Origin of the sequence: Sphingomonas soli NBRC 100801 (assembly GCF_001591025.1) — a bacterium.
Classification (GTDB): domain Bacteria; phylum Pseudomonadota; class Alphaproteobacteria; order Sphingomonadales; family Sphingomonadaceae; genus Sphingomonas; species Sphingomonas soli.
This window is the reverse complement of the sequence record NZ_BCTZ01000009.1, coordinates 92,406-113,540: the sequence shown is the minus strand read 5'-3', so window position 1 is coordinate 113,540 and position 21,135 is coordinate 92,406. Positions and strand designations below refer to the sequence as shown.

The 21,135-nt window shown below is 63.8% G+C and carries 25 protein-coding genes; 16 read left to right on the top strand and 9 right to left on the bottom strand.

Annotation, left to right across the window (positions count from 1 at the left end; all coding sequences use genetic code 11):
- The first annotated feature begins 36 nt into the window (after positions 1-36).
- On the top strand, positions 37-1,107 hold the full coding sequence (locus SSO01S_RS06620; protein WP_066797057.1) for a DNA-directed RNA polymerase subunit alpha: 1,071 nt from the start codon (positions 37-39) through the stop codon (positions 1,105-1,107).
- 170 nt (positions 1,108-1,277) lie between these two features.
- Complete coding sequence (locus SSO01S_RS06615; protein ID WP_066797055.1) at positions 1,278-1,745, top strand: MEKHLA domain-containing protein; 468 nt, start codon at positions 1,278-1,280, stop codon at positions 1,743-1,745.
- Positions 1,746-1,777: 32 nt separating this feature from the next.
- Here the strand turns inward: SSO01S_RS06615 and SSO01S_RS06610 are convergent, their stop codons facing one another.
- Complete coding sequence (locus tag SSO01S_RS06610) at positions 1,778-2,167, bottom strand: hypothetical protein (RefSeq protein WP_157073674.1); 390 nt, start codon at positions 2,165-2,167, stop codon at positions 1,778-1,780.
- 236 nt (positions 2,168-2,403) lie between these two features.
- Here SSO01S_RS06610 and rplQ point away from each other — a divergent pair, with 236 nt between their 5' ends.
- The 6 genes from rplQ (at position 2,404) to SSO01S_RS06580 (ending at position 8,353) form a co-directional block, all read left to right on the top strand.
- A complete protein-coding gene (rplQ, locus tag SSO01S_RS06605) occupies positions 2,404-2,826 on the top strand; it encodes a 50S ribosomal protein L17 (RefSeq protein WP_066797048.1) in 423 nt (140 codons plus the stop codon).
- Between the two features lie 74 nt (positions 2,827-2,900).
- Entirely contained in the window at positions 2,901-4,973 is a 2,073-nt protein-coding gene (locus SSO01S_RS06600) for a prolyl oligopeptidase family serine peptidase (RefSeq protein ID WP_245646632.1), read from the top strand.
- 65 nt (positions 4,974-5,038) lie between these two features.
- Complete coding sequence (locus tag SSO01S_RS06595; RefSeq protein WP_157073673.1) at positions 5,039-5,554, top strand: hypothetical protein; 516 nt, start codon at positions 5,039-5,041, stop codon at positions 5,552-5,554.
- A gap of 60 nt (positions 5,555-5,614) precedes the next feature.
- Complete coding sequence (guaA, locus tag SSO01S_RS06590) at positions 5,615-7,174, top strand: glutamine-hydrolyzing GMP synthase (RefSeq protein WP_066797034.1); 1,560 nt, start codon at positions 5,615-5,617, stop codon at positions 7,172-7,174.
- Between the two features lie 142 nt (positions 7,175-7,316).
- Positions 7,317-7,940: a hypothetical protein gene (locus tag SSO01S_RS06585; RefSeq protein ID WP_066797031.1), complete on the top strand. Its 624-nt coding sequence runs from the start codon at positions 7,317-7,319 to the stop codon at positions 7,938-7,940.
- Complete coding sequence (locus tag SSO01S_RS06580) at positions 7,937-8,353, top strand: GNAT family acetyltransferase (RefSeq protein WP_174520761.1); 417 nt, start codon at positions 7,937-7,939, stop codon at positions 8,351-8,353. The genes SSO01S_RS06585 and SSO01S_RS06580 overlap by 4 nt, the downstream gene beginning before the upstream one ends.
- A gap of 25 nt (positions 8,354-8,378) precedes the next feature.
- Here SSO01S_RS06580 and SSO01S_RS06575 read toward each other — a convergent pair whose 3' ends face one another.
- Positions 8,379-8,819: a hypothetical protein gene (locus SSO01S_RS06575; RefSeq protein ID WP_066797027.1), complete on the bottom strand. Its 441-nt coding sequence runs from the start codon at positions 8,817-8,819 to the stop codon at positions 8,379-8,381.
- A 1,049-nt stretch (positions 8,820-9,868) separates the two neighbouring features.
- On the opposite strand from SSO01S_RS06575, the gene SSO01S_RS06570 reads away from it, so the two are divergent.
- Both SSO01S_RS06570 and SSO01S_RS06565 read left to right on the top strand, forming a co-directional pair.
- Complete coding sequence (locus SSO01S_RS06570) at positions 9,869-10,216, top strand: ArsC family reductase (RefSeq protein ID WP_066797025.1); 348 nt, start codon at positions 9,869-9,871, stop codon at positions 10,214-10,216.
- A gap of 70 nt (positions 10,217-10,286) precedes the next feature.
- On the top strand, positions 10,287-10,718 hold the full coding sequence (locus tag SSO01S_RS06565; RefSeq protein WP_066797023.1) for a hypothetical protein: 432 nt from the start codon (positions 10,287-10,289) through the stop codon (positions 10,716-10,718).
- 6 nt (positions 10,719-10,724) lie between these two features.
- Here the strand turns inward: SSO01S_RS06565 and SSO01S_RS06560 are convergent, their stop codons facing one another.
- From SSO01S_RS06560 to SSO01S_RS06545, 4 genes are all read right to left on the bottom strand, one after another.
- Positions 10,725-11,174 (bottom strand): surface-adhesin E family protein, encoded by a 450-nt coding sequence (locus SSO01S_RS06560; RefSeq protein ID WP_066797020.1) that lies wholly within the window; start codon positions 11,172-11,174, stop codon positions 10,725-10,727.
- Between the two features lie 63 nt (positions 11,175-11,237).
- Positions 11,238-11,450 (bottom strand): helix-turn-helix transcriptional regulator, encoded by a 213-nt coding sequence (locus SSO01S_RS06555; RefSeq protein ID WP_066797017.1) that lies wholly within the window; start codon positions 11,448-11,450, stop codon positions 11,238-11,240.
- Positions 11,443-11,865, bottom strand: a complete 423-nt coding sequence (locus tag SSO01S_RS06550) for a hypothetical protein (RefSeq protein ID WP_066797015.1) — start codon at positions 11,863-11,865, stop codon at positions 11,443-11,445. Before SSO01S_RS06550 ends, SSO01S_RS06555 begins: the two co-directional genes overlap by 8 nt.
- A gap of 2 nt (positions 11,866-11,867) precedes the next feature.
- A complete protein-coding gene (locus tag SSO01S_RS06545) occupies positions 11,868-12,332 on the bottom strand; it encodes a hypothetical protein (RefSeq protein ID WP_157073672.1) in 465 nt (154 codons plus the stop codon).
- Positions 12,333-12,457: 125 nt separating this feature from the next.
- Between SSO01S_RS06545 and panB the strand changes: the two genes are divergently transcribed.
- The 5 genes from panB to SSO01S_RS06520 all read left to right on the top strand — a co-directional run bounded on the left by panB (position 12,458) and on the right by SSO01S_RS06520 (position 17,415).
- Positions 12,458-13,315, top strand: a complete 858-nt coding sequence (gene panB, locus SSO01S_RS06540; RefSeq protein WP_066797010.1) for a 3-methyl-2-oxobutanoate hydroxymethyltransferase — start codon at positions 12,458-12,460, stop codon at positions 13,313-13,315.
- A 68-nt stretch (positions 13,316-13,383) separates the two neighbouring features.
- The gene (locus SSO01S_RS06535; RefSeq protein WP_066797008.1) at positions 13,384-14,094 is read left to right on the top strand and encodes a tetratricopeptide repeat protein; all 711 of its coding nucleotides are present in this window, start codon (positions 13,384-13,386) and stop codon (positions 14,092-14,094) included.
- Positions 14,091-15,416 carry an outer membrane protein assembly factor BamB family protein gene (locus SSO01S_RS06530; RefSeq protein ID WP_066797007.1) on the top strand — a complete coding sequence of 442 codons (1,326 nt, stop codon included), beginning with the start codon at positions 14,091-14,093 and terminating at the stop codon, positions 15,414-15,416. Before SSO01S_RS06535 ends, SSO01S_RS06530 begins: the two co-directional genes overlap by 4 nt.
- Positions 15,417-15,523: 107 nt before the next feature.
- Positions 15,524-16,894 carry a ribosome biogenesis GTPase Der gene (der, locus tag SSO01S_RS06525; protein ID WP_066797004.1) on the top strand — a complete coding sequence of 457 codons (1,371 nt, stop codon included), beginning with the start codon at positions 15,524-15,526 and terminating at the stop codon, positions 16,892-16,894.
- Between the two features lie 107 nt (positions 16,895-17,001).
- The gene (locus tag SSO01S_RS06520; protein WP_066797001.1) at positions 17,002-17,415 is read left to right on the top strand and encodes an Hpt domain-containing protein; all 414 of its coding nucleotides are present in this window, start codon (positions 17,002-17,004) and stop codon (positions 17,413-17,415) included.
- Positions 17,416-17,424: 9 nt separating this feature from the next.
- Here the strand turns inward: SSO01S_RS06520 and bfr are convergent, their stop codons facing one another.
- The 3 genes from bfr to SSO01S_RS06505 form a co-directional block, all read right to left on the bottom strand.
- Positions 17,425-17,910: a bacterioferritin gene (gene bfr / locus SSO01S_RS06515; protein ID WP_066796999.1), complete on the bottom strand. Its 486-nt coding sequence runs from the start codon at positions 17,908-17,910 to the stop codon at positions 17,425-17,427.
- A 104-nt stretch (positions 17,911-18,014) separates the two neighbouring features.
- On the bottom strand, positions 18,015-18,185 hold the full coding sequence (locus SSO01S_RS17185) for a (2Fe-2S)-binding protein (RefSeq protein WP_083942888.1): 171 nt from the start codon (positions 18,183-18,185) through the stop codon (positions 18,015-18,017).
- Positions 18,186-18,261: 76 nt separating this feature from the next.
- Positions 18,262-19,509 carry a DUF418 domain-containing protein gene (locus SSO01S_RS06505; protein ID WP_066797712.1) on the bottom strand — a complete coding sequence of 416 codons (1,248 nt, stop codon included), beginning with the start codon at positions 19,507-19,509 and terminating at the stop codon, positions 18,262-18,264.
- A gap of 20 nt (positions 19,510-19,529) precedes the next feature.
- Here SSO01S_RS06505 and SSO01S_RS06500 point away from each other — a divergent pair, with 20 nt between their 5' ends.
- On the top strand, positions 19,530-21,131 hold the full coding sequence (locus tag SSO01S_RS06500) for a GGDEF domain-containing protein (protein WP_066796993.1): 1,602 nt from the start codon (positions 19,530-19,532) through the stop codon (positions 21,129-21,131).
- Positions 21,132-21,135 lie beyond the last annotated feature (4 nt).

The window sequence follows — 21,135 nt, the reverse complement described above, 5'->3', positions numbered from 1 at the left end:
GCAAGCACCAGTCCCGCCCAAATATGAGGAAAGCCCGTGTCGGTGAACCCTAAGAACTGGCAGGAACTCAAGAAGCCGAACGGCCTCGAAAAGAAGCCCAGCGGCGATCCCAAGCGCAAGACCAGCTTCGTCGCAGAGCCGCTCGAGCGTGGCTTCGGCCTGACGCTCGGCAACGCGCTGCGTCGCGTTCTGCTGTCGTCGCTCCAGGGCGCGGCAGTCACTTCGATCAAGATCGAAAACGTGCTGCACGAATTCTCGTCGCTTGCCGGCGTGCGTGAAGACGTGACGGACATCGTCCTGAACGTGAAGCAGATCGCCATCCGCATGCAGGGCGAAGGCCCGAAGCGGCTTCAGCTCTCGGCCACCGGCCCCGCTGAAGTGAAGGCTGGCGACATCGCCGTCTCGGGCGACATCGAGGTGATGAACCCCGATCTGATCATCTGCCATCTGGACGATGGCGCGACGCTCAACATGGAGCTGACCGCCGATACCGGTAAGGGCTATGTCCCGGCCGCTGCCAACCGTCCGGTCGACGCGCCGATCGGCCTGATCCCCGTCGATGCGCTGTACAGCCCGGTCCGCCAGGTTTCGTACAAGGTGGAAAACACCCGCGTCGGCCAGGAGCTCGATTACGACAAGCTCACGCTGACGATCGAGACTGACGGCACGATCACTCCGGAAGATGGCCTCGCTTATGCGGCGCGCATCCTTCAGGATCAGCTTGCCCTGTTCGTCCACTTCGACGATTCGGCGGTCACCCGCTCGGCTCCGATCGGCATGGCGGCTCCTGCCGCTTCCGAGGGTGGCGCAGCCGGTGGCGATACCGCGCAGATCAACCGTTACCTTCTCAAGAAGGTCGACGAGCTTGAACTGTCGGTGCGTTCGGCGAACTGCCTGAAGAACGACAACATCATCTATATCGGCGATCTGGTCCAGAAGACCGAAGCGGAGATGCTGCGCACCCCGAATTTCGGTCGCAAGTCCTTGAACGAAATCAAGGAAGTGCTTTCGTCGATGGGTCTCCGTCTGGGCATGGAAATCCCGGGCTGGCCGCCCGAGAACATCGAAGAGATGGCCAAGAAGCTCGAACAGGAGATCATGGGCTGATCGCAATGGATTAGCGCGAGCTAATCCATGTCTCGGCGATCTGCCCGGCCGGCGGGCTAGGCCCGTCCGACGACGCGGCTTTGCCGCGGCGGGATCTGCAGGAAACAGGAAGGGCTCCGCAGCAATGCGGGGCCCTTTTTGCTGGCGCGGCGCTAAGCTACCAGCCTCAAATGACCACGCCGCTGCCACCCCGGTTTGCCACGCCCGCGATGCGTGCGTCGCTCGCATTGATCGCCGAGAGCCATTTGCGGCTGACGGGGCGGGCGCTTGTCACGGGGGCCGGTGATCCCCAGGCGCTCTGGCATGCGCCATTCGCGATTGTCGCGCACGGCACACAGGCCGATCCTCTCTTCTTCTTCGGAAACCGCGTGGCGCTCGATCGGTTCGAGCTGTCCGCAGACGCGTTTTCAGGGATGCCGTCGCGGCTATCCGCTGAGCCATTGTTGCGCGAAGAGCGACGAAAGCTGCTCGCCCGCGTGACCAGCCATGGCTTTATCGATGACTATGCCGGGGTGCGTATCTCCGCCAGCGGACGACGCTTTCGAATCCGCGAGGCGACGGTGTGGAACCTCGTCGATTCGGGCGGTGTGGTGCATGGGCAGGCCGCAGCGTTCGCGCGCTGGGACGAATTGGATTGAAGCGGTGCCGTGTCAGGTCGAAGCGCTGCGTCTCAGTCTTCCGCGATCCAGGCCAGTGCCTCGGCTTCCGAGCCGAAGAATTTGTAGAACTGGTTTGAAAGGCGGCTGATCTGCATCTTCACGATCGGATTGGGCGTCACTACGCCGCATTTCCGCAGTCCCATGGCCTTTGCCTCCTCGACCAGCCTTTCGCGCGCGTCGTTGAGTGTTTGAAGCTGCGGTGGAAAGTCGGTCAGGTCGCCAAGCAGGTCGAACGGTTCCCCGCGGCTATGAAATTTGCTCATCTCGCGCAGAATCGCCTGGTGGAAGCGGGCGTAGATAGCGGCGTCCCAAAAGCCCTTCATCGCATAGCGGATCATTGATCCCGTGCCATCGATCCTGATGTCGAAATACGTCGAATCCGATGCTTGCGGCGCGTCCACCTTCATCCTCCCCGTCAATTTCTCGCCCGATGCGTGAGGGGCGCTCGGCTGTCGGCGAGTGATGGCATAGCGACAACGGCGGAGCAATTGCGGTCTGAAGCTGGTGGTGGGAGGGGCCAGCCTTGACTTTTCCGGGAGAATCGGGTTGTAGCCCGCCTTCGGTTTTTGGCGGTGACCGCAACATCGCCTGGTCTGGGGTACCTGAAACGGCCCCTTAACGAACGAAGGAAAATACCATGCGCCATCGCGTAGGCGGCCGTAAGCTTCAGCGCACCTCGGCTCACCGCATTGCTCTGTTCCGCAACATGAGCGCAGCTCTCATCAAGCACGAGCAGATCACCACCACCGTCGCCAAGGCGAAGGAACTGCGTCCCTATATCGAGAAGCTGATCACGCTCGCCAAGAAGGGTGGCCTTTCGAACCGCCGTCTCGCGCATTCGCGCCTTCTCGACGATGCGCAGCTGGTGAAGCTGTTCGACGTGCTGGCCAAGCGCTACGCCGATCGCAACGGCGGCTACACCCGTATCATCAAGGCCGGCATCCGCGCTTCGGACGCATCGCCGATGGCGATCATCGAATTCGTCGACCGCGACGTTTCGGCAAAGGGCCAGGATTCGGGCCCGGTGCTGGGTGACGACGACTACGCCGACGCCGCGTAAAACCCCTCTCGGGTTGCGAAACAGGATAGGCCGGGCCATTTGGCTCCGGCCTTTTCTGTATCTGGAGCACCCGCGTGACCGATCCGATCGCTTATCCCGAGACCCGCCGCGACGAGATTGTGGAGGAACTGTTCGGAACCAGCGTTGCCGATCCCTATCGCTGGCTCGAAAACGACGTCCGCAGCGACAGCGAAGTCGCCGATTGGGTTGAGCGCCAGAACGCCGTCACCAGCGCCTATCTCGCCACGCTCCCGGCACGCGACTGGTTCCGCAGCCGCATCAAGCAGCTCTTCGACTATGAGCGCTTCGGCCTGCCCGAGAAGAAGGGCAGCCGCTATTTCTACATGCACAATTCGGGGCTCCAGCAGCAGGCAGTGCTGTTCGTCCGCGAAGGGATCGATGGCGCCGGCCGTGTCCTGATCGATCCCAATGGCTGGTCCGCCGACGGCGCCACGGCGCTTGCCGAATGGACGCCCTCGGAAGACGGGGCGCATCTGCTCTACGCGGTGCAGGATGGCGGCAGCGACTGGCGCGTCGCGCGGGTGCTCGATGTCGCGACCGGCAAGGATAGTGGCGACGAGATCCATGGCATGAAGTTCGCGCTATCGGCGGTCTGGAACAAGGACGGCAGCGGCTTCTTCTACTCGCGCTATCCGGAGGTGGCCGAGGAGGACAAGTTTCAGGCGCTCAACGAGAACCACAAGATCTATTTCCACCGGCTCGGCAATCCACAGTCGGCCGACGGGCTGGTCTATGAGACCCCCGCGCATCCGAGCCACAGCCATTATGCCCAGATCACCGATGACGGGGACTGGCTGGCGATCACCACCAGCGAAGGCACCGACGATCGCTACCAGATCACACTGATCGACCTGCGCGAGCCGGCCTGGCCCGCGCGGACGATCATCCACGGGCTCAACCATCATTGGAGCCTTGCCGGTAATGTCGGCACGCGTTTCTATTGGAGCACCAACAGCCACGCGCCGCGCATGCGGATCGTGACGATGGACGTGGCCACCGGCGAGCACCCCGAAGCGCACGAACTGGTGCCCGAGGACAAGGCCACGCTGGAGGGCGCGGCGATCATCGGGCACACGCTGCTCGCCTCCTATCTGGTCGATGCCCGCACCGAGATCCGCCGCTTCGCGCTGGACGGCACGCCATTGGGGCCGGTCGCGCTGCCCGGCATCGGCACGGCGTCCGGCTTTGGCGGGCATTCCGACGATCCCGAAACCTTCTTCGCATTTACCAGCTTCAACGAGCCGACGACGATCTACCGCCACAATGTCGCGACCGGCGAGAGCGTCGCCTGGGCCGCGCCGAAGCTGCTGTTCGATCCGTCCGGATATACCGTCGAGCAGCGCTTCTACGCGTCGAAGGACGGCACGCGCGTGCCCATGTTCGTGGTTCGCCGCAAGGATACGCATGGTCCCGCGCCGACGCTCCTTTATGCCTATGGCGGCTTCGGCATCTCGCTGACGCCTGCTTTCGCATCGTCGCGGATCGCATGGATGGAGCAGGGCGGGGTGCTCGCCGTGGCGAACATTCGCGGCGGCGGCGAATATGGCAAGGCGTGGCACGATGGCGGCCGCCTCGCCAACAAGCAGAACAGCTTCGACGATTTCATCGCGGCGGGCGAGTATCTCATCAAGGAAGGCATCACCGGCAAGGGCCGGCTCGCCATCCAGGGCGGCTCGAATGGCGGCTTGCTGGTCGGTGCCGTGGTCAACCAGCGGCCGGACTTGTTCGCGGCCGCGCTACCGGCTGTGGGCGTGATGGACATGCTCCGCTTCGATCGCTGGACCGCAGGCCGCTACTGGGTCGACGATTATGGCAAGCCCGGTGAGGAAGCGGAATTCCACAATCTTCGCGCCTATTCGCCCTATCACAATGTGCGCGATGGCGCGGACTATCCGGCGATCCTCGTCACCACCGCCGACACGGATGATCGCGTCGTGCCCGGCCACAGCTTCAAATATGCGGCCGCGATCCAGGCTGCGGCGATCGGCGACAAGCCGCATCTGATCCGTATCGAGACGAGGGCGGGCCATGGTTCGGGCAAGCCCACCGACAAGATCATCGAGGAAGCTGCGGACCTCTGGGCCTTCGCCGCCGAATGGACCGGATTGGCCGTCAAGACCGGCTGATCCGGTTCATCGCTGCGACAGCCACGCGAGCCTATCTCGTTTCGCACAAGAAACGGGAGGAAGGCATGAAGCTTCTGAAGATCGGCGGCGGAATCACGGCAGCGCTCGCAGTTTTGAGCATGACGGTTCCGGCGCAGGCGCAGGACCGGCGCTGGCAGGGGCGGGGCGACCACAAGCGACACCATCGCGGCGGCGACAGGATCGACGCGGGCGATTTGCTGATCGGCGCAGTGCTCCTCGGCGGGATCCTGGCCCTGACCTCCGGCAGCAAGAAGCGTCAGCGTACCGAGGCCGATTATGACGCGCCCTATGCGCCCGATGCCGATCAATATGACGGCGTCTATGATCCCGAGGCCGCGGGCGAGCGCTGCGGCGCCGAGGCGGGCATCCAGGGCGGAGACTATGCCCGCTTCTCGCGCCTCGAGTCTGTCGGCAGCACCAACTGGAATGGCCGTAGCTGGGTGGTGAAGGGCCGCGTCGAGCTGAGCGACGACGACGATCAGCGCACCGTCCGCACCGCCAGCTTCCGCTGCACCCTCCGCGCGGGCAGCGCGCCTGTCGTGACCTTCGAAGGCTATTGAGGGCCGTGCACGGCCAATAGCCCGCTTTACACTGCGGGACGGGCTTTCTATCGCCCGGCCATGACGGCCCAGCACAACGACTCCATCCTTATCGTCGATTTCGGGAGCCAGGTAACCCAGCTCATCGCGCGCCGCGTGCGCGAAGCCGGGGTCTATAGCGAGATCGCCCCATTCACGACCGCGGCGGAAGCCTTTGCGCGGATGAAGCCCAAGGGCGTCATCCTCTCCGGCTCGCCCGCTTCGGTGCTCGAAGAGGGCAGTCCGCGCGTTCCCCAGGAAATCTTCGATTCGGGGCTGCCGGTGCTCGGCATCTGCTATGGCCAGCAGGTGATGATGCACCAGCTTGGCGGCGAGGTGCGGCTGGGCGATTCGGGCGAGTTCGGTAGCGCGTTCATCGAGATCGAGGACAGCTGCGTGCTGTTCGACGGGCTCTGGGCCGAGGGCGAGACGCATCAGGTGTGGATGAGCCATGGCGACAAGGTCACCGAGCTTGCCCCCGGTTTCCGCCCGGTGGCGGTCAGCCCCGGCTCGCCCTTTGCCGTGATCGCCGATGATGCGCGCCGCTATTATGCGATGCAGTTCCACCCCGAGGTCGTCCACACCCCCGACGGCGCAAAGCTGCTCGCCAATTTCGTTCGCCACGTGTGCGGACTTGGCGGTGACTGGACGATGGCCGAATTCCGGGCGGCCAAGATCAAGGAAATTCGCGAGCAGGTCGGCGACGGGCGGGTGATCTGCGGGCTTTCGGGCGGCGTCGACAGCGCGGTGGCGGCGGTGCTGATCCATGAGGCGATCGGTGACCAGCTGACCTGCGTGTTCGTCGACCATGGCCTGATGCGGGCAGGGGAGGCCGATCAGGTCGTCAGCCTGTTCCGCGGCCATTACAATATCCCGCTCGTCCACCGGAATTGCGAGACGCTGTTCCTGAACGGGCTGGCCGGGGTCACCGATCCCGAGGCGAAGCGCAAGTTCATCGGCAAGACCTTCATCGAGGTCTTCGAGGAAGAAGCGAAGAATATCGGCGGCGCCGATTTCCTGGCGCAGGGCACGCTCTACCCGGATGTGATCGAGAGCGTCAGCTTCACCGGCGGGCCGAGCGTGACGATCAAGAGCCACCACAATGTCGGTGGGCTCCCCGAGCGCATGAACATGAAGCTCGTCGAGCCGCTGCGCGAGCTGTTCAAGGACGAAGTGCGCGCGCTGGGCCGCGAGCTGGGCCTGCCCGACATCTTCGTCGGGCGCCATCCGTTCCCCGGGCCCGGCCTCGCCATCCGCATCCCCGGCGAAGTCACCAAGGAACGCTGCGATATCCTGCGCAAGGCGGATGCGATCTATCTCGAAGAAATCCGCAACGCCGGGCTCTACGATGCGATCTGGCAGGCATTCGCGGTGCTGCTGCCGGTGCGCACCGTGGGCGTGATGGGTGATGGGCGCACCTATGATTACGTCCTCGCACTGCGCGCCGTGACCTCCACCGATGGCATGACCGCGGTCGCGTTCGAATATCCCGGCGGCTTCCTGCCCCGCGTCGCGACGCGGATCGTGAACGAAGTCCGTGGGATCAACCGGGTGACCTATGACTATACGTCGAAGCCGCCCGGCACGATTGAATGGGAATGACGGCGGGGCGGTTGGCGGGATCGGCGCGGACGAACCAGGGCTAGGCGCAGCAGCCGTGCCCCGTGCCATGCAGGTTTCCATTTCGCCTGCGGAACGGCTGGGTTACGCTGGTACGCCCGAACCGGCGCAGGGGGGAATTCGAATGCACAAGACGATGCTGATGGGTGCGGCCGCCATGCTGGCGCTGCTGACCGGTTGCCAAAGCGAGCCAACCGCGAATGTCGCGGTCGCCAATGAGGCGGCGAATTTGGTTGACCCGGAGCCGGCCGCCGCAAACACCGCTGCTGCTGCGGAGGTTTCGGAGACCGCAGCGCTCGCGCTCAACCTCGCTTCGGACGAACTGACCCTGGTCACCGAAAGCGGTAGCGCGCGGCACATCCCGTTCGGCATGGAGCGCGCGACGGCGCTCCATATGATCTCCGCTGCTCTCGGCAGCCCGATCGAGCAGGACAGCAACCAGGATTGCGGCGGGGGCAAGCTTGATTACGCCGCCTTCCGCCAGGGCCTGTCGCTCTATTTCCAGGACGGCAAGTTCGCCGGATGGAATCTCGATGGCCGGGAAAATGGCAAGTTCACGACCGCCAACGGCATCGGCATCGGCATGACGCGCGCGGCGCTTGAGGATTCGGGCAGCGAAGTGACAGTCGAGGAATCGACGATCGGGCTGGAGTTCATGACCGGCGACATGTCCGGCCTGCTCAGCGCGCCGGGGCCGGGCGGCAAGGTTACCAATCTCTGGGCCGGCGTAAACTGCATCGCGCGGTGATCGAACCGGCCCATGTCGGCGACAGGGATGCCGTTGTCGCGTTGTGGCGCGTCTGCGGCCTCACCCGCCCGTGGAACGATCCCGACGCCGATTTCGCGCTCGCAATGGCTACCACGGACAGCGTGGTTCTGGTCGCGCGCGCCGAAGCAGGCATCGTCGGCAGCGTCATGGCGGGCTTCGACGGGCATCGCGGCTGGGTCTATTATCTCGGGGTCTCGCCCGATGCGCGGCGCGGCGGGCTGGGCAGGGCGTTGATGGCCGCGGCCGAGGCCTGGCTGCGTGAGCGCGGCGCGCCCAAGATCCAGTTGATGGTGCGCGGCACCAATGATGCCGCGCTCGGCTTCTACGAAGCGCTTGGCCTTGAGCGGCAGGACGTCGTAACCCTCGGCCGCTTCCTGAACGATCCTGCCTGATCGGCGCGCGGCGCTGGCTTATCGGTCAGCGATACTCTCCCTTCGGGCCATCGGCTGAGCCGAAGATCCTTTTGCACTCGCTGCGATTTTGCGGGAATTCGCACAGTTTGCGGCAATGTTCGAGCGGGCCATCGCGCTTGTCCCAGGCTTTCATGCAGAGACGATAATATCGCTCTTCGTCTGCTGCGGCGATTTGGCTGCTTCTCTCGTGGTTTACATAGACTGCGAGCATCAACGCCGCACCGATGATGATGGTCACACAGCCAATGCCCGCTTTACCCCCGGTAAGGCCTCCCCGGCGGCGGGTTTGTACGAGTTCATCGTATGATTCAAATTCCTGGACACCATGGGCGTTGGTGCGTTCGAACTTCTCCCTGTCCATCTGCTTCCCGGCCTTGGTCGCCGAGATAAACAGATACACGCCGAACAGCACGACCAGGGCGCCGAACAGATAGCCGCCAAGCACTGCCACCCCTCCTCCCGAAACTGGAACGGGGCTTGGCAGGAAACTCCTACTCCGCCGCCCCGTCTCTCAATTGCTTATCGTCACATATTAGGATCGATATGGAAATGATCTCGTATGGCGCAAATGTGCGCGGAGCAACGACGCGTTGCTCGCCTTCGAGGATGCTCCGGCCTATCGGTCGGCTCTATTGTCCCTTCGGCTTGTCGCGCTCGGCCCGTCGGGTGAACCGAAAATCCGGGTGCACTCGCTGCGATTTTGCGCGAACTCGCACATCCTCCGACAGAGCTCTATCTCATTTTCCCCGTTGTCCCAGGCTCTCGTGCAACTGTGATAGTATCGTGCCGCCTGATCTGATTGCCTTTGGCTGTCTCGCGAATGCCCAAGATAGGTCGCAAGCATGAACGCCGCGCCGGTGAAGAGGGTGACGCAGCCGATGCCTGCTTTGCCTCCGGTAACCCCGGCCTTTCGGCGAGCCTGCAGCGAAAGTGCGCAACCGCTGTCCGGGCGTGAGGAGTTGGCGGCGGAATAGGCCAGCCTACTCGTCGCCCCAACCGTCACCCCGGCGAAAGCTGGGGTCTCCCGCGAGAACTCGCTGTCCGAGCCGCGAGCGATGCCAGCTTCCGCTGGCATGACGGCCAGTTACCATGTCCCGAACCCCGCTCGCACACCGCCGCCCCTTCACCGAATCCCCCCAACCGTCACCCCAGCGAAAGCTGGGGTCTCCCGCGACGGCGCGCCGCCCGAGCCGCGAGCGATGCCAGCTTCCGCTGGCATGACGGCCAGTGACCTTTTCCCGAACCCCGCTCGCACCCCGCCGACCCTTCACCACGTCCTCCATTCGTCACCCCAGCGAAAGCTGGGGTCTCCCGCGATGGGCGAGCCGCCCGAGCCGCCAGCGACGCCAGCTTCCGCTGGCATTACGGGTAGTTGCGCTGCTTCTGCCCCACGCGCACCCGGGGCCGTCTCCTCATGGATGGGCGAGCTGCGCGGCTGCAATATCGTTCGACACGCGCTATCGGGGCCAAATCACTCAGCATGCCGAGGTGCCCATGACCGTCACGATATTCGGGATTCCCAACTGCGACACGATGAAGAAGGCGCGGGCGTGGCTCGATGAGCACAAGGTCGCGACTGAGTTCCACAACTACAAAACGTCGGGAATCGACGCGGCCCGGGTCTCGCGCTGGATCGAGATTGCCGGTTGGGAAAAGGTGCTCAACCGTGCCGGCACCACCTTTCGCAAGCTCCCCGATGCGGCGAAGACGGATCTCGACGCCGGCAAAGCCGCCGCGCTGATGCTGGAGCAGCCATCGATGATAAAGCGCCCGGTGCTGGAATATCCGGGCGGCCTGCTGATCGGTTTCAAGCCTGAGGAATATGCCCGGGCGCTTCTTTAGCTGCATGCTTCTCTAATTCTGCATTTTCCGGTAGGTTAACCCTATAATCGCGGTTGTCGGGGGATTGACGATGACGATTGCAAAGCGGCCGGGCTGGTTCATCATCCTCGTATGCGTGCTGATCCTGTGGGGATTGGCGGGATGCGCGGCATTCTATGTGCACGTGAAATACGGGCCGGCGATGGATCCGGCGGCGACCGATTGGGACCGCGCTTATTTCGCCGCGCTGCCGCCTTGGTTCACCTGGGACTATGCGGTCGCCGTAGGAGCGGGGCTGCTCGGCTCGATCGCCTTGCTTGCCCGCTCGCGCTGGGCGGGGCTGCTTTACGTCCTCTCGCTGATCGCGGTGGCTATCCAGTTCGGTTACGTCTTCTTCGCGACCGATCTGCTGGCGCATAAGGGAGCTGCCGCCACCGTACCGTTCCCGGTGTTCATCGTCGCCATGGCGCTGCTCCAGGTGTGGCTGGCCGGATATGCCCGCGATCGCAACTGGGTAAGCTGACGTGGTTTAGAAGCCGCTGGCGAACTTTCCGAGTGCCCAGACTTCGACATCGCCGGTAATGACCGGGGAGAAATAGTCGCCGCGCCCGCAAACCGTGTTGAGCATGGTCATCAGGACCGTTCCAGGCTTGGCGACAATGGCACCTCCCGGGCCTTCTTCATGCCCCAGGAACTTCTTGCCGACATAGAAGTCGCTCTTGCGCATGCTCGACGTATAAGCGCTGCAATCCGCGTCGCGCCAAAACACAGACCGGGTGAAGTCGCGAGACTCGGTTGTGGTATCGTAGATGGACATTTGGCGGAAGCTTACCTTCGTGCCGTAGCGACTGATCGAATCAATATCGACGAAAAAGGCCAACTTCGGGAATGCGTTGGAATAGGCGGCAAGACGCCACGCTTCGGCCGATGCGGTGTGCGGAACCAGAAACGCCGCCAGAGCGAGAAGCGTAGCGCGCATGAAAATCCCCCCGTTGTTGCGCGAAGGCTAGTGATTATCCCAAGCCGCGCAAGGCCGCGATGCTCATTCCTCCCACTGGAATACCTCCTCCAGCGGCTTGCCGAACACCCGCGCGATCCGGAACGCGGCTTCGAGGGTGGGGGAGTATTTGCCCGCCTCGATCGCCGCGATCGTCTGGCGTGTCATGCCGATCTTCTCGCCCAGCTCTGCCTGGGTCATTTCCCCGGCCATGAAGCGCAACGTGCGAACCTGGTTGGCAATGTGCGGCTCAGCCATGCCAGCCTCGGCGGTAGCTCATAAGGACCACGCCGTTGTTGACGAGCTCGGCGATGACGATCGCGAACAATGCAGCATTGACGATCTTCGCTGGCGGTGCGGAGAACGGCATCATCACACCGGCGATGACAGCCCCGGTCATCAGCACGAGATAGGCGATGCTCGCGCCGCGCCGGTTGATTGCACGATCGCGCTCGTCGGGCTGCGCGCGGCCCTCGGCGCCGGACTGGATGCGGACCACGAGGGTGCCAAGGCCGGCGAGCACGGCGTGGACGATCGCAGCACCGCCGAACAGCCAGAGCATGTCGATTAGCCGCGGTTCGGGCGGGCGTGTCGCGACCAGGGTGAAATAGACGGAATAAGGCAGCGCCATTGCGATGAAGTACACTGCGGCGAGTTTTTCACGATAAGCCATGCTCAGCTTCCTCTGCGAAAATGGATGATCTGCGTCACTGCGTTGGCGACCTCGGCGGTCACCAAAGCGGCGAGAAGTGCGTTGCCCATGAACACGGGCGCCATGCTCGGGGGTGGGGCGGGGGTCCATTCATAGGCGATGTGCAGCAGGATGGGGGTGGTGATCATCAGCATCACGACGATCAGCATCAGCGCGATATAGGCCGACCGGTAGCCGAGCAGCGCGATCGTCTTTTCGCGATCATCGGCGGGGGCATTGGCTTCCCGCCCTGACGTCAGCGCCAGCGCTGCGGCCATGATGATCTGCACCACGACGATCAGGATGATCGCGGTGACGAAGTTTCCGGTCTCCGCTGCCAGATCGTAGCGGCTGGCGCGCACGGCATCTGCGAAGCCGGCGAAATACCAGCCCCATATCGCCAGCGTGCTGGCGAGCGACGTCCAGAGCATCTTTTCACGGAAAGCCATTTTGCGCACCTCATGTCTGCGATTCGCGACATCATGTAAAAAATATCGAACATTGAGTCAAGAATATCAGTCATGCACGGGTGGGTGGTTGGCGTCCGCCGCGATGTGCGGCTAGGAAGCGCGCCATGTCTCACATGACGCTCGATACCGGCACCAGCCGCGCGAACCCGACACCTTCCCCGATGAAGCGGCTCACGGTCCCTGCGATTCGCAATCGCAAGGGAAAGGACCCGATCGTGATGCTCACCGCGTACACCACGCGGATGGCGCAGCTTCTCGATCCGCACTGCGATGTGCTGCTGGTGGGGGATAGCCTGGGGCAGGTGATTTACGGCCTGCCGTCGACGCTCCCGGTCACGCTCGACATGATGATCGCGCATGGCGCGGCTGTGGTGCGCGGCAGCTATCATTCGGTGGTGATCGTCGACATGCCCTTCGGCAGCTACGAAGCGAGCCCGGAGCAGGCGTTTCACTCCGCTTCCCGCGTGATGGCCGAAACCGGCGCGGCGGGCGTAAAGATGGAGGGAGGCGAGACCTTGGCTCCCACCGTCGAGTTCCTTACCCGGCGCGGCATTCCGGTGATGGGCCATGTCGGCCTCACGCCCCAGGCGGTGAACGCGCTCGGGGGCTATGGCGCGCGGGGCCGGAGCAACGCCGAGCATGCCCAGATCCTGGATGATGCGCGCGCGATCGCGGATGCTGGCGCGTTCGGCGTGGTGGCCGAGGGCGTCGTCGAAACGCTGGCCAATGAGATCACCGCCGCGGTTTCCGTGCCGGTGATCGGCATCGGCGCTTCGTCGCAATGCGATGGCCAGGTTCTGGTGACCGAGGACATGCTGGGCATGTTCGAGCGCACGCCGCGTTTCGTGAAGCGTTTCGATGACCTGGCTGGCCGCATTTCCGCCGCGGTTGAGACCTATGCGACGGAGGTTCGCTCACGGGCCTTCCCGGGTGCCGAACAGGTCTATGCGGCGCGGGATTGAACGGCTAGGCAAACGATCTTTCCCGGTGCGGTGCCAAGATCCGCGCTAACGAGCCGATGGAGTAGATTTTGGCGCTTCCCCCCCCCGATGCGACGAACGAAGCCTTCCTGCGCGAAGTCGACGAGGAATATCGCCGCGAGCGGTTGCTGAACATCTGGCGCAATTACGGGCGCTGGATCGTTGTCGCCGTTGTGGCCGCGCTGGTCGCGCTGGCCGCCTGGCTCTATTGGGGTCACCGCACGAACAGCGCCGCGGGCGTGGAGGGTGAGCAATATGATGCCGCGCTCCATCTGGTCGAAGAGAATCAGCCGGACAAGGCGATGCCCGAGTTCGAGAAGCTCGCGAAAAGCGGGAGCGAGGGCTACGCCGCCTTGTCGCGCATTACGCTCGGCAATTTGCTGCTCCAGAAGGGCGATGCGAAGGGCGCTGCGGCGAAGTTCGCCGAAGTGGTGTCCGACACCCGCTATCCGCAGCCATATCGCGATCTCGCGCTCGTGCGCCAGACGTCGACCGAATATGATACGCTGAAGCCCGAGCAGGTGATCGATCGGCTGAAGGGCCTGGCCGTGCCCGCATCGCCCTGGTTCGGCACCGCCGGCGAGATGGTCGCAGCATCCTATCTGAAGCAGGGCAAGCGAGCCGATGCCGGCAAGCTCTATGGCCAGATCGCCCAGGGCGGCGAGAATGTGCCCGAAAGCATCCGCCAGCGCGCGGTCACGCTGGCCGGCGTTCTTGGCGTCGACGCTATCGATCAATCCACGGGAAATAGTGCGCAATGAACAAAAAGGTGAGGGTGGCGGCGGCGCTCGGAGCGCTCGCGCTGGTCAGCGGTTGCGGGATCATCAAGGGCGGCGGCAAGGCGAAGACGCCGGTGGTCGGCGAACGCGTGCCGATCCTGATTTCGGAAAACGACATCGTTGCGGACCGCGCGCTTTCCGGCGTGGACGTGCTGGTGCCCGAGCCTGCGGCGAATGAGGCCTGGGCACAGCCGGGCGGCAACGCCGCCAAGTCGATGGGGCATCTCGCGCTGGGCCAGAATCTCAGCCGCGTCTGGAGCAAGTCGGTCGCCAAGACCTCGAAGCGCGAGCGTCTCGCCGCTTCGCCGGTGGTCGCGGAGAACAAGCTGTTCGTGATCGACACGGCCGGCGTGGTGCATGCCCTGGCGGCGGATTCGGGCGGCGCGCTGTGGACCGCCGATACTGTCAAGGAAAAGGGCAACAAGTCCGCGCGCTTCGGCGGCGGCGTCAGTGTGCAGGGCGAGCATGTCTTCGCGACGAACGGGCTGGGCGATGTAGTCGCGCTCAATGCTGCGAACGGCTCCGAAATCTGGCGCAAGCGTCCCGGAGGTCCGCTGCGCGGTGCGCCTACGCTCGCCAACGGCAACGTCTATGTTCTCACCCAGGACAACCAGCTCTTCGCGCTGAACCAGGAAACCGGCGAGTCCGCCTGGACCGCGACCGCCAGCCTCGAATCGCAGGGTGTGTTCGGGGTCGCGGCCCCGGCATCGGCGAACGGCACCGTGGTCGCCGGCTTCTCCTCGGGCGAGCTCAACGCGTATCGCTATGAGAATGGCCGTTCGCTCTGGGCCGAAGTGCTGTCGCGCAGCTCGATGACGACCTCGGTTTCGTCGCTCTCGGATATCGATGCCGAGCCGGTGATCGATCAGGGCCGGGTCTATGCCGTGGGGCAGGGCGGGCGCATGGTCGCGATCGACCTCGCCAGCGGCCAGCGCATGTGGGAACAGAATATCGCCGGCATCTCGACGCCCTGGGCGGCGGGTGAGTGGCTGTTCGTCGTCACCGATGACGCCCGCCTGCTCGCGATCGCGCGCGGCAGCGGCAAGGTGCGCTGGATCTCGCAGCTCACGCACTATCGCAACGAAAAGAAGCTCAAGGGCATGGTAGGCTGGGTCGGCCCCGTGCTGGCCGGCGGCCGCCTGCTGCTCGGCAATACCGAGGGCGAACTCGTCTCGGTCAATCCCGCGGACGGCAGCGTGACTGCCACGCTCAAGGTCAAGGCGCCGGTCACGCTCCAGCCGATCGTCGCGAACAACATGCTCTATATCCTCGACGACAAGGGCGATCTCTCGGCCTATCGCTAAGCGCGCCTTTGATGAACCAGATGGAACGGGCGGGGCCGCAGGCTCCGCCCGTTGCCTTTTTGCCCTCCCGGCGTTCCCCTCGCACCATAGTCTGATAAGAACCGCATATGCCTCTGCCCACCGTAGCCATTGTCGGCCGCCCGAATGTCGGCAAATCGACGCTGTTCAACCGGCTGGTCGGCAAGCGCCTGGCGCTGGTCGACGATCAGCCCGGCGTGACGCGCGATCGGCGTGAGGGCGATGCATCGCTACTCGGGCTCGATTTCCGCATCATCGATACCGCCGGTTACGAGGATGAGGATGTCGCGACGCTTCCCGGCCGGATGCGCGCGCAGACCGAAGCGGCGGTTCGCGATTCGGACGTCTCGCTGTTCCTCATCGATTCGCGCGTGGGGGTGACCCCGCTCGACGAGGAAATCGCACGCTGGCTGCGCGGCACCAACCGTCCCGTCGTGCTGATGGCCAACAAGGCGGAGGGCAAGTCGGGCGAGACCGGCGTTATCGAAGCGATGGGGCTGGGTCTTGGCGATCCCATTCCCTTCTCGGCCGAGCATGGCGAAGGCGTGGCCGATCTGTTCGAGGCGCTGCGCCCGCATCTGGAGCGCGACGAAGACGAGATCGCCGAGGAAGACGAGGAGGGCAGCGACGCGATCCTCAAGCTCGCGATCGTCGGGCGCCCGAACGCGGGCAAGTCCACCCTGGTCAACCGCTTCCTTGGCGAGGACCGTCTGATCACCGGGCCGGAGGCGGGCATCACCCGCGATTCGATCTCGGTCGATTGGGAATGGACCGATTTCGAGGAACAACCCCGCAAGGTGCGCCTGATCGACACGGCCGGCCTCCGCAAAAAGGCGCGGGTCGAGGAGAAGCTCGAAAAGCTCTCCGTGATGGATACGCTCCGCTCGATCGACTTCGCCGAAGTCGTCGTCTTGCTGCTCGATGCCACACGCGGCCTTGAGGTTCAGGATCTCAAGATCGCGGATCGCGTGCTCCAGGAAGGGCGCGCGCTCATCATCGCGCTCAACAAATGGGACGTGGCGGAGAATGCCTCCAGCCTGTTCAACGGCGTGAAGGCCGCGCTCGAAGAGGGCCTGTCGCAGGCGAAGGGTATTCCGGTCCTCACCGTCTCGGCGGTGACCGGCAAGGGCCTCGACATGCTTATGAAGGTCGCGTTCGAGACGCGCGAGGCATGGTCGCGCCGCGTATCGACCGGCCAGCTCAACCGCTGGTTTGAGCGCGCGATCGAAGCCAATCCACCGCCCGCGCCGGGCGGAAAGCGGATCAAGCCGCGCTACGTCACCCAGAACAAGACCCGCCCGCCCAGCTTCGTCCTGTTCGGCACCCGCGTCGATCAGCTTCCGGTCAGCTATCAGCGTTATCTGATCAACAGCCTGCGCAAGGAGTTCGATTTCGGCGCGGTGCCGGTGCGCCTTTCGCTGCGCGCGCCGAAGAACCCGTTCGATCAGGAGAAGAAATAGCCGTTACGGGTAAGAAATACCCAAAATGGCCATATCAACCTGCTGTTTACTTCCACCTGCGTATGTCGGGTTCGTGCCTCTTGGGCGCGGTGTTGGGGTAAAAAGCGATGACCGGCGGCGAACCTCTGGTGAATTGGGCGGCTTTCGGACAGGCTCGTAGCGAGCTTGGCGCCAATTTCGTACGGATTCTCGGCTATTTTCGCGAGGACGGTTTCAAGTCCGTCTCTCAGATCGAGGATGGCATGCGCGCCGAGAGCGCTGCGGCGATGGTAATCCCCGCCCATACGCTGAAGGGCGAAGCGCGCCAGTTCGGCGCCGATGTGCTGGCCGATCTCGCCGAAGATATCGAGACGATCGCGCGGCTCTGCGTCGAGCGGCACGATACGCCGACCAACGCGCTGGAGCATGTCGTCAAGCTGCGCCCGCTGTTCGATTCCACGCTCGAATTGCTTGAGCGCGAGGCCAATCCGCTGGTCGCGCGCCGCCCTGCGACCTTTGGGCGCCGCAGCCTCGCGGGTTGATCTTCCTTTCTATTCCGCGTCGGCTTCGGACTTGCTGTTGAGCTGGATGTAATTCTCCAGCCCCATGCGCTGGATCATCTCGAACTGCCGCTCGAGCGTATCGACATGCTCCTCCTCGCTGTCGAGGATGCGGCGGAACAGATCGCGGCTGACATAGTCGCGCACCTTCTCGCTATGCTCGATCGCGTCCCTGAGCACGGCCACCGCCTCGATCTCCAGCGCCAGATCCGATCGGAGCGCCTCTTCCACGGTCTCGCCGATGCGCAGCCGCCCAAGCAGCTGGAAATTGGGCAGGCCGTCCAGGAACAGGATGCGCTCCGAAACCATGTCGGCATGCTTCATCTCGTCGATCGATTCGTGGCGCTCGAATTCCGCGAGCTTCTTCACGCCCCAATGGTCGAACAGCCGGTAATGCAGCCAATATTGGTTGATCGCGGTGAGTTCGTTCTTGAGCACCTCGTTGAGGTATTCGATGACTTTCGCGTCGCCCTTCATGTGCCTGTCCAATCGCTGAATTACAGAAGCGACAATAGGCTCGCCGGGGCGGCTTTAATAGCTAAAAAATGGCGGATTTCTGCGGTTTTTGGCTGTTGCGAGTGTTACGCAGCAGCACGTTCTTCGGCGATAATGGCTCGCGCGAACGGCACGCACTGGCCGCATTTGGGCTGGAGGCCGAGCGCGCGATACGCCTGGCAGGCGCTGATCGCGCCTTCGCGCGCCGCAGTGCGGACTTCCCGTTCCCGAATTGCATTGCAAACGCAGACGACCATGCGACCCTCACATTCGATGATCGCTAGCTAGGGCTAATGCGAGCGATTCGCAAGGGTATTGCGACGCGTTCGCAATTTAGCCAATGGCTCCCCCGCGTATCGGCTGCAGCCGAAGCCGCGCCAGACTGCGCCACAGCCATTCCAGCGGCCCGAATCGGAAACGCTCCAGCCAGGGCTTCGACCAGAGCAGCATCAGCGCCCAGATCGCCAGCACCACGAGATACACCTGCCAGCGCGAGAGATGGCCGTAGAGACCCAGACCATAGCCGTAGAACAGCGTGGTGCAGATCAGGCTGGTGAAGAGATAGTTGGAGAACGCCATCCGCCCCGCCGCCGCGATGCGCGTGGTCAGCGCGCCGCCCGGCCGCATCAGCAGCAGGATCAGGCACGCCCAGGCCAGGATCATCAGCGGGCGGAAGGGCACCGATGCGGTCATCACGCCCAGCCCCGTCGCGAACACGCTGAAATTCTCGCGCACCATATAGGCGGCGATCGCGACATAAGCGGGGATCGCGATGGCGAAGCAGACGAGCATCCATTTCCAATATCGCTTGCGTTCCCACGCTCCGGTCAGCAGGCCGCTCTTCAGCGAGGCCATGCCGAGCAGCATATAGCCCAGCGTTTCGGGGCCGCTGAACGACAGCATGCCGAGCGGGGAAAGCACGTGATGGCCGAAGCGGTCGCGCAATATGGCTTCATAGGAGCCGCGGAACAGCGCGAGCTGATCGGCGATATAGGCGGCTGGGGGCACGCCGAATGCCTTCTCGAATTCGACCAGCGCTTTCGCCATCTCGGCGGCGCTGGCATTGGCCCAATTTTGCTGGAGCGCGAGCACGCCCATCGGGATGCCGCACATCAGAAGCGTCTCCAGCACAAGCAGCCCGATGCCGATCCGGACCAGCGAAGCCACCGGCTTATCGCGGAAGAAAAAGGCAATCGCGCCCACCAGCGCGTAATGGGCCAGGATGTCGCCCCACCAGACCAGCCACAAGTGCGCGAGGCCGAACACCAGCAGCCACAGCATGCGCGAATAATGCACCCGCGCCGGGTTTTCGCCTTTCGCCTCGGCGCGCTCGGTCACCAGCACCAGCGATGCGCCGAACAGGAAGGAGAAAAGCCCGCGCATCTTGCCGTCGAACAGCACGAAATTGACCAGATAGACCCACAGGTCCGCCCCCGTCGCGCCGCCATAGGCGCGGGGGTTGATATAGGCCGCCTCTGGCATCGAGAAACCGATGATGTTGAGCAGCAAGATGCCCATCACCGCCACGCCGCGAACGGTATCCAGCGCTATAAACCGCTGCTCGGCAATGTCTGCGTTCATGGCCTGTTTTCGCATCTCGCATGGCGCCGCGCAATCGCGGAAGCGGCGCATCGGCCTTCCATGTCGGACCTCTGCGCGTATTTGAAGGAATCCTTAAGCTAGGCGCTGTAGTCACATCGGTCATGTTAGTCGGCGTACCGTATCTCGAGGCGTCGCGGATTGCCGCATGGTCCGCCAAACGGCTCTTCTGGGCCAGCCTGCTGGTTCCCCTCGTACTGCTCGTCTCGCAGATCGGCGTCTATGCGGTCGGCGTAAGCCGGGCGGATCTGGTCTCGTTCGCCTTTAACGGCGCGGCGCCGCTGGCGGCGGCCATTGCTTGTTTCATGCGTGGCATGCGATCGCCGCCGGGTGCGGGGGAAGGGTGGTTCGCGCTTTCGCTGTCGCTTGCGCTTTGGGCCGGCGCGATGGCGGTACTGCTGCTGGCTGCATTTTCCGGCCACTTCGATCCGGATTCGCTGCCCCCGCTCCTGCTCTTCGTCCTCTACGGGGTACCGCTCACCTTTGTGCTGGCCAGTCAGCGTTCGGAGATTTGGCCCGCGCGTGTGGTGGATGGGCTGATCGCGCTGACGCTTGGCGTTACTTTCTACATTTTTCTGTCAACCATCGTCGCGCCGTTGACCAGGCCGATTACCCCGGGGGCCGAAGGACATCTCACCTTGGCGACGATGTTCGATGTGCAGAATGCCTATATCGCGGTCTTCGCTGCGATTCGTTATTTCTCTAGCTACAGCGCCCGGGACCGGAGCTTCTTTTCCGTGCTGGCGGTTTTCGGCGTCGGCTACGGGATATGCGCGGGGATCTGGAACCACTTCTTGCTGATGACGCCATTCGCCTCGATGCAGGAATTGCTCGTCACGATTTGCTTCCTGTTGCTGATAGTATTGACCGGGATCGTCCATTTGCCCGCCCGTGCCGCGGCCAGGCCATCCGGTTTTGCCAGGATCGTGCGGGCCGGCAGCCCCTTGATGCTGCCGCTAACCCAGATCACGCTTTCTATCGCGCTGGTGCCCAGGCACCTGGTGGCCGGAATTGCCGGGCTGGTCGCCGCGCTGGTCCTGTACGGTGTCCGGAACATTCTTGTTCAGGTGCGGAACGTCGAGGAACAGGAGCGGTTGCAGGGCCTGTCTTCCACCGATGCGCTCACCGGGCTGGGAAATCGCCGCATGTTCGATGAGGCGCTGCGCCGCGAATGGGATCGCGCCCGGCGTTCGGGCGATGGGCTGGCGCTGATGATGATCGATATCGATCACTTCAAGACGCTCAACGATGTGATGGGCCACCCCGCGGGCGACGCCCGGCTCCGCGACGTCGCCCAGGCAATACGCGGGCGTGCACGTCGCGCGGCGGAGGTGGCCGCGCGCTATGGGGGAGAGGAGTTCGCCGTCATCCTGCCGGGCGTGGATCCCGAACGCGCGCTCGCCCAGGCCGAAGAAACGCGGCTGGCGGTCGAGGAGATGGCGCTGCAATCCCCCGCGCCGCTGGGCAGGATAACCGTGAGCATCGGTGTGGCGCACATATTCGGGCCGCACGACGCGGACACCGCCGCCCTTACTGCGGCAGCGGACGCCGCGCTGTACCGCGCCAAGCATGCAGGCCGGAATTGCGTGATGCTTCACGCCTGAGCGG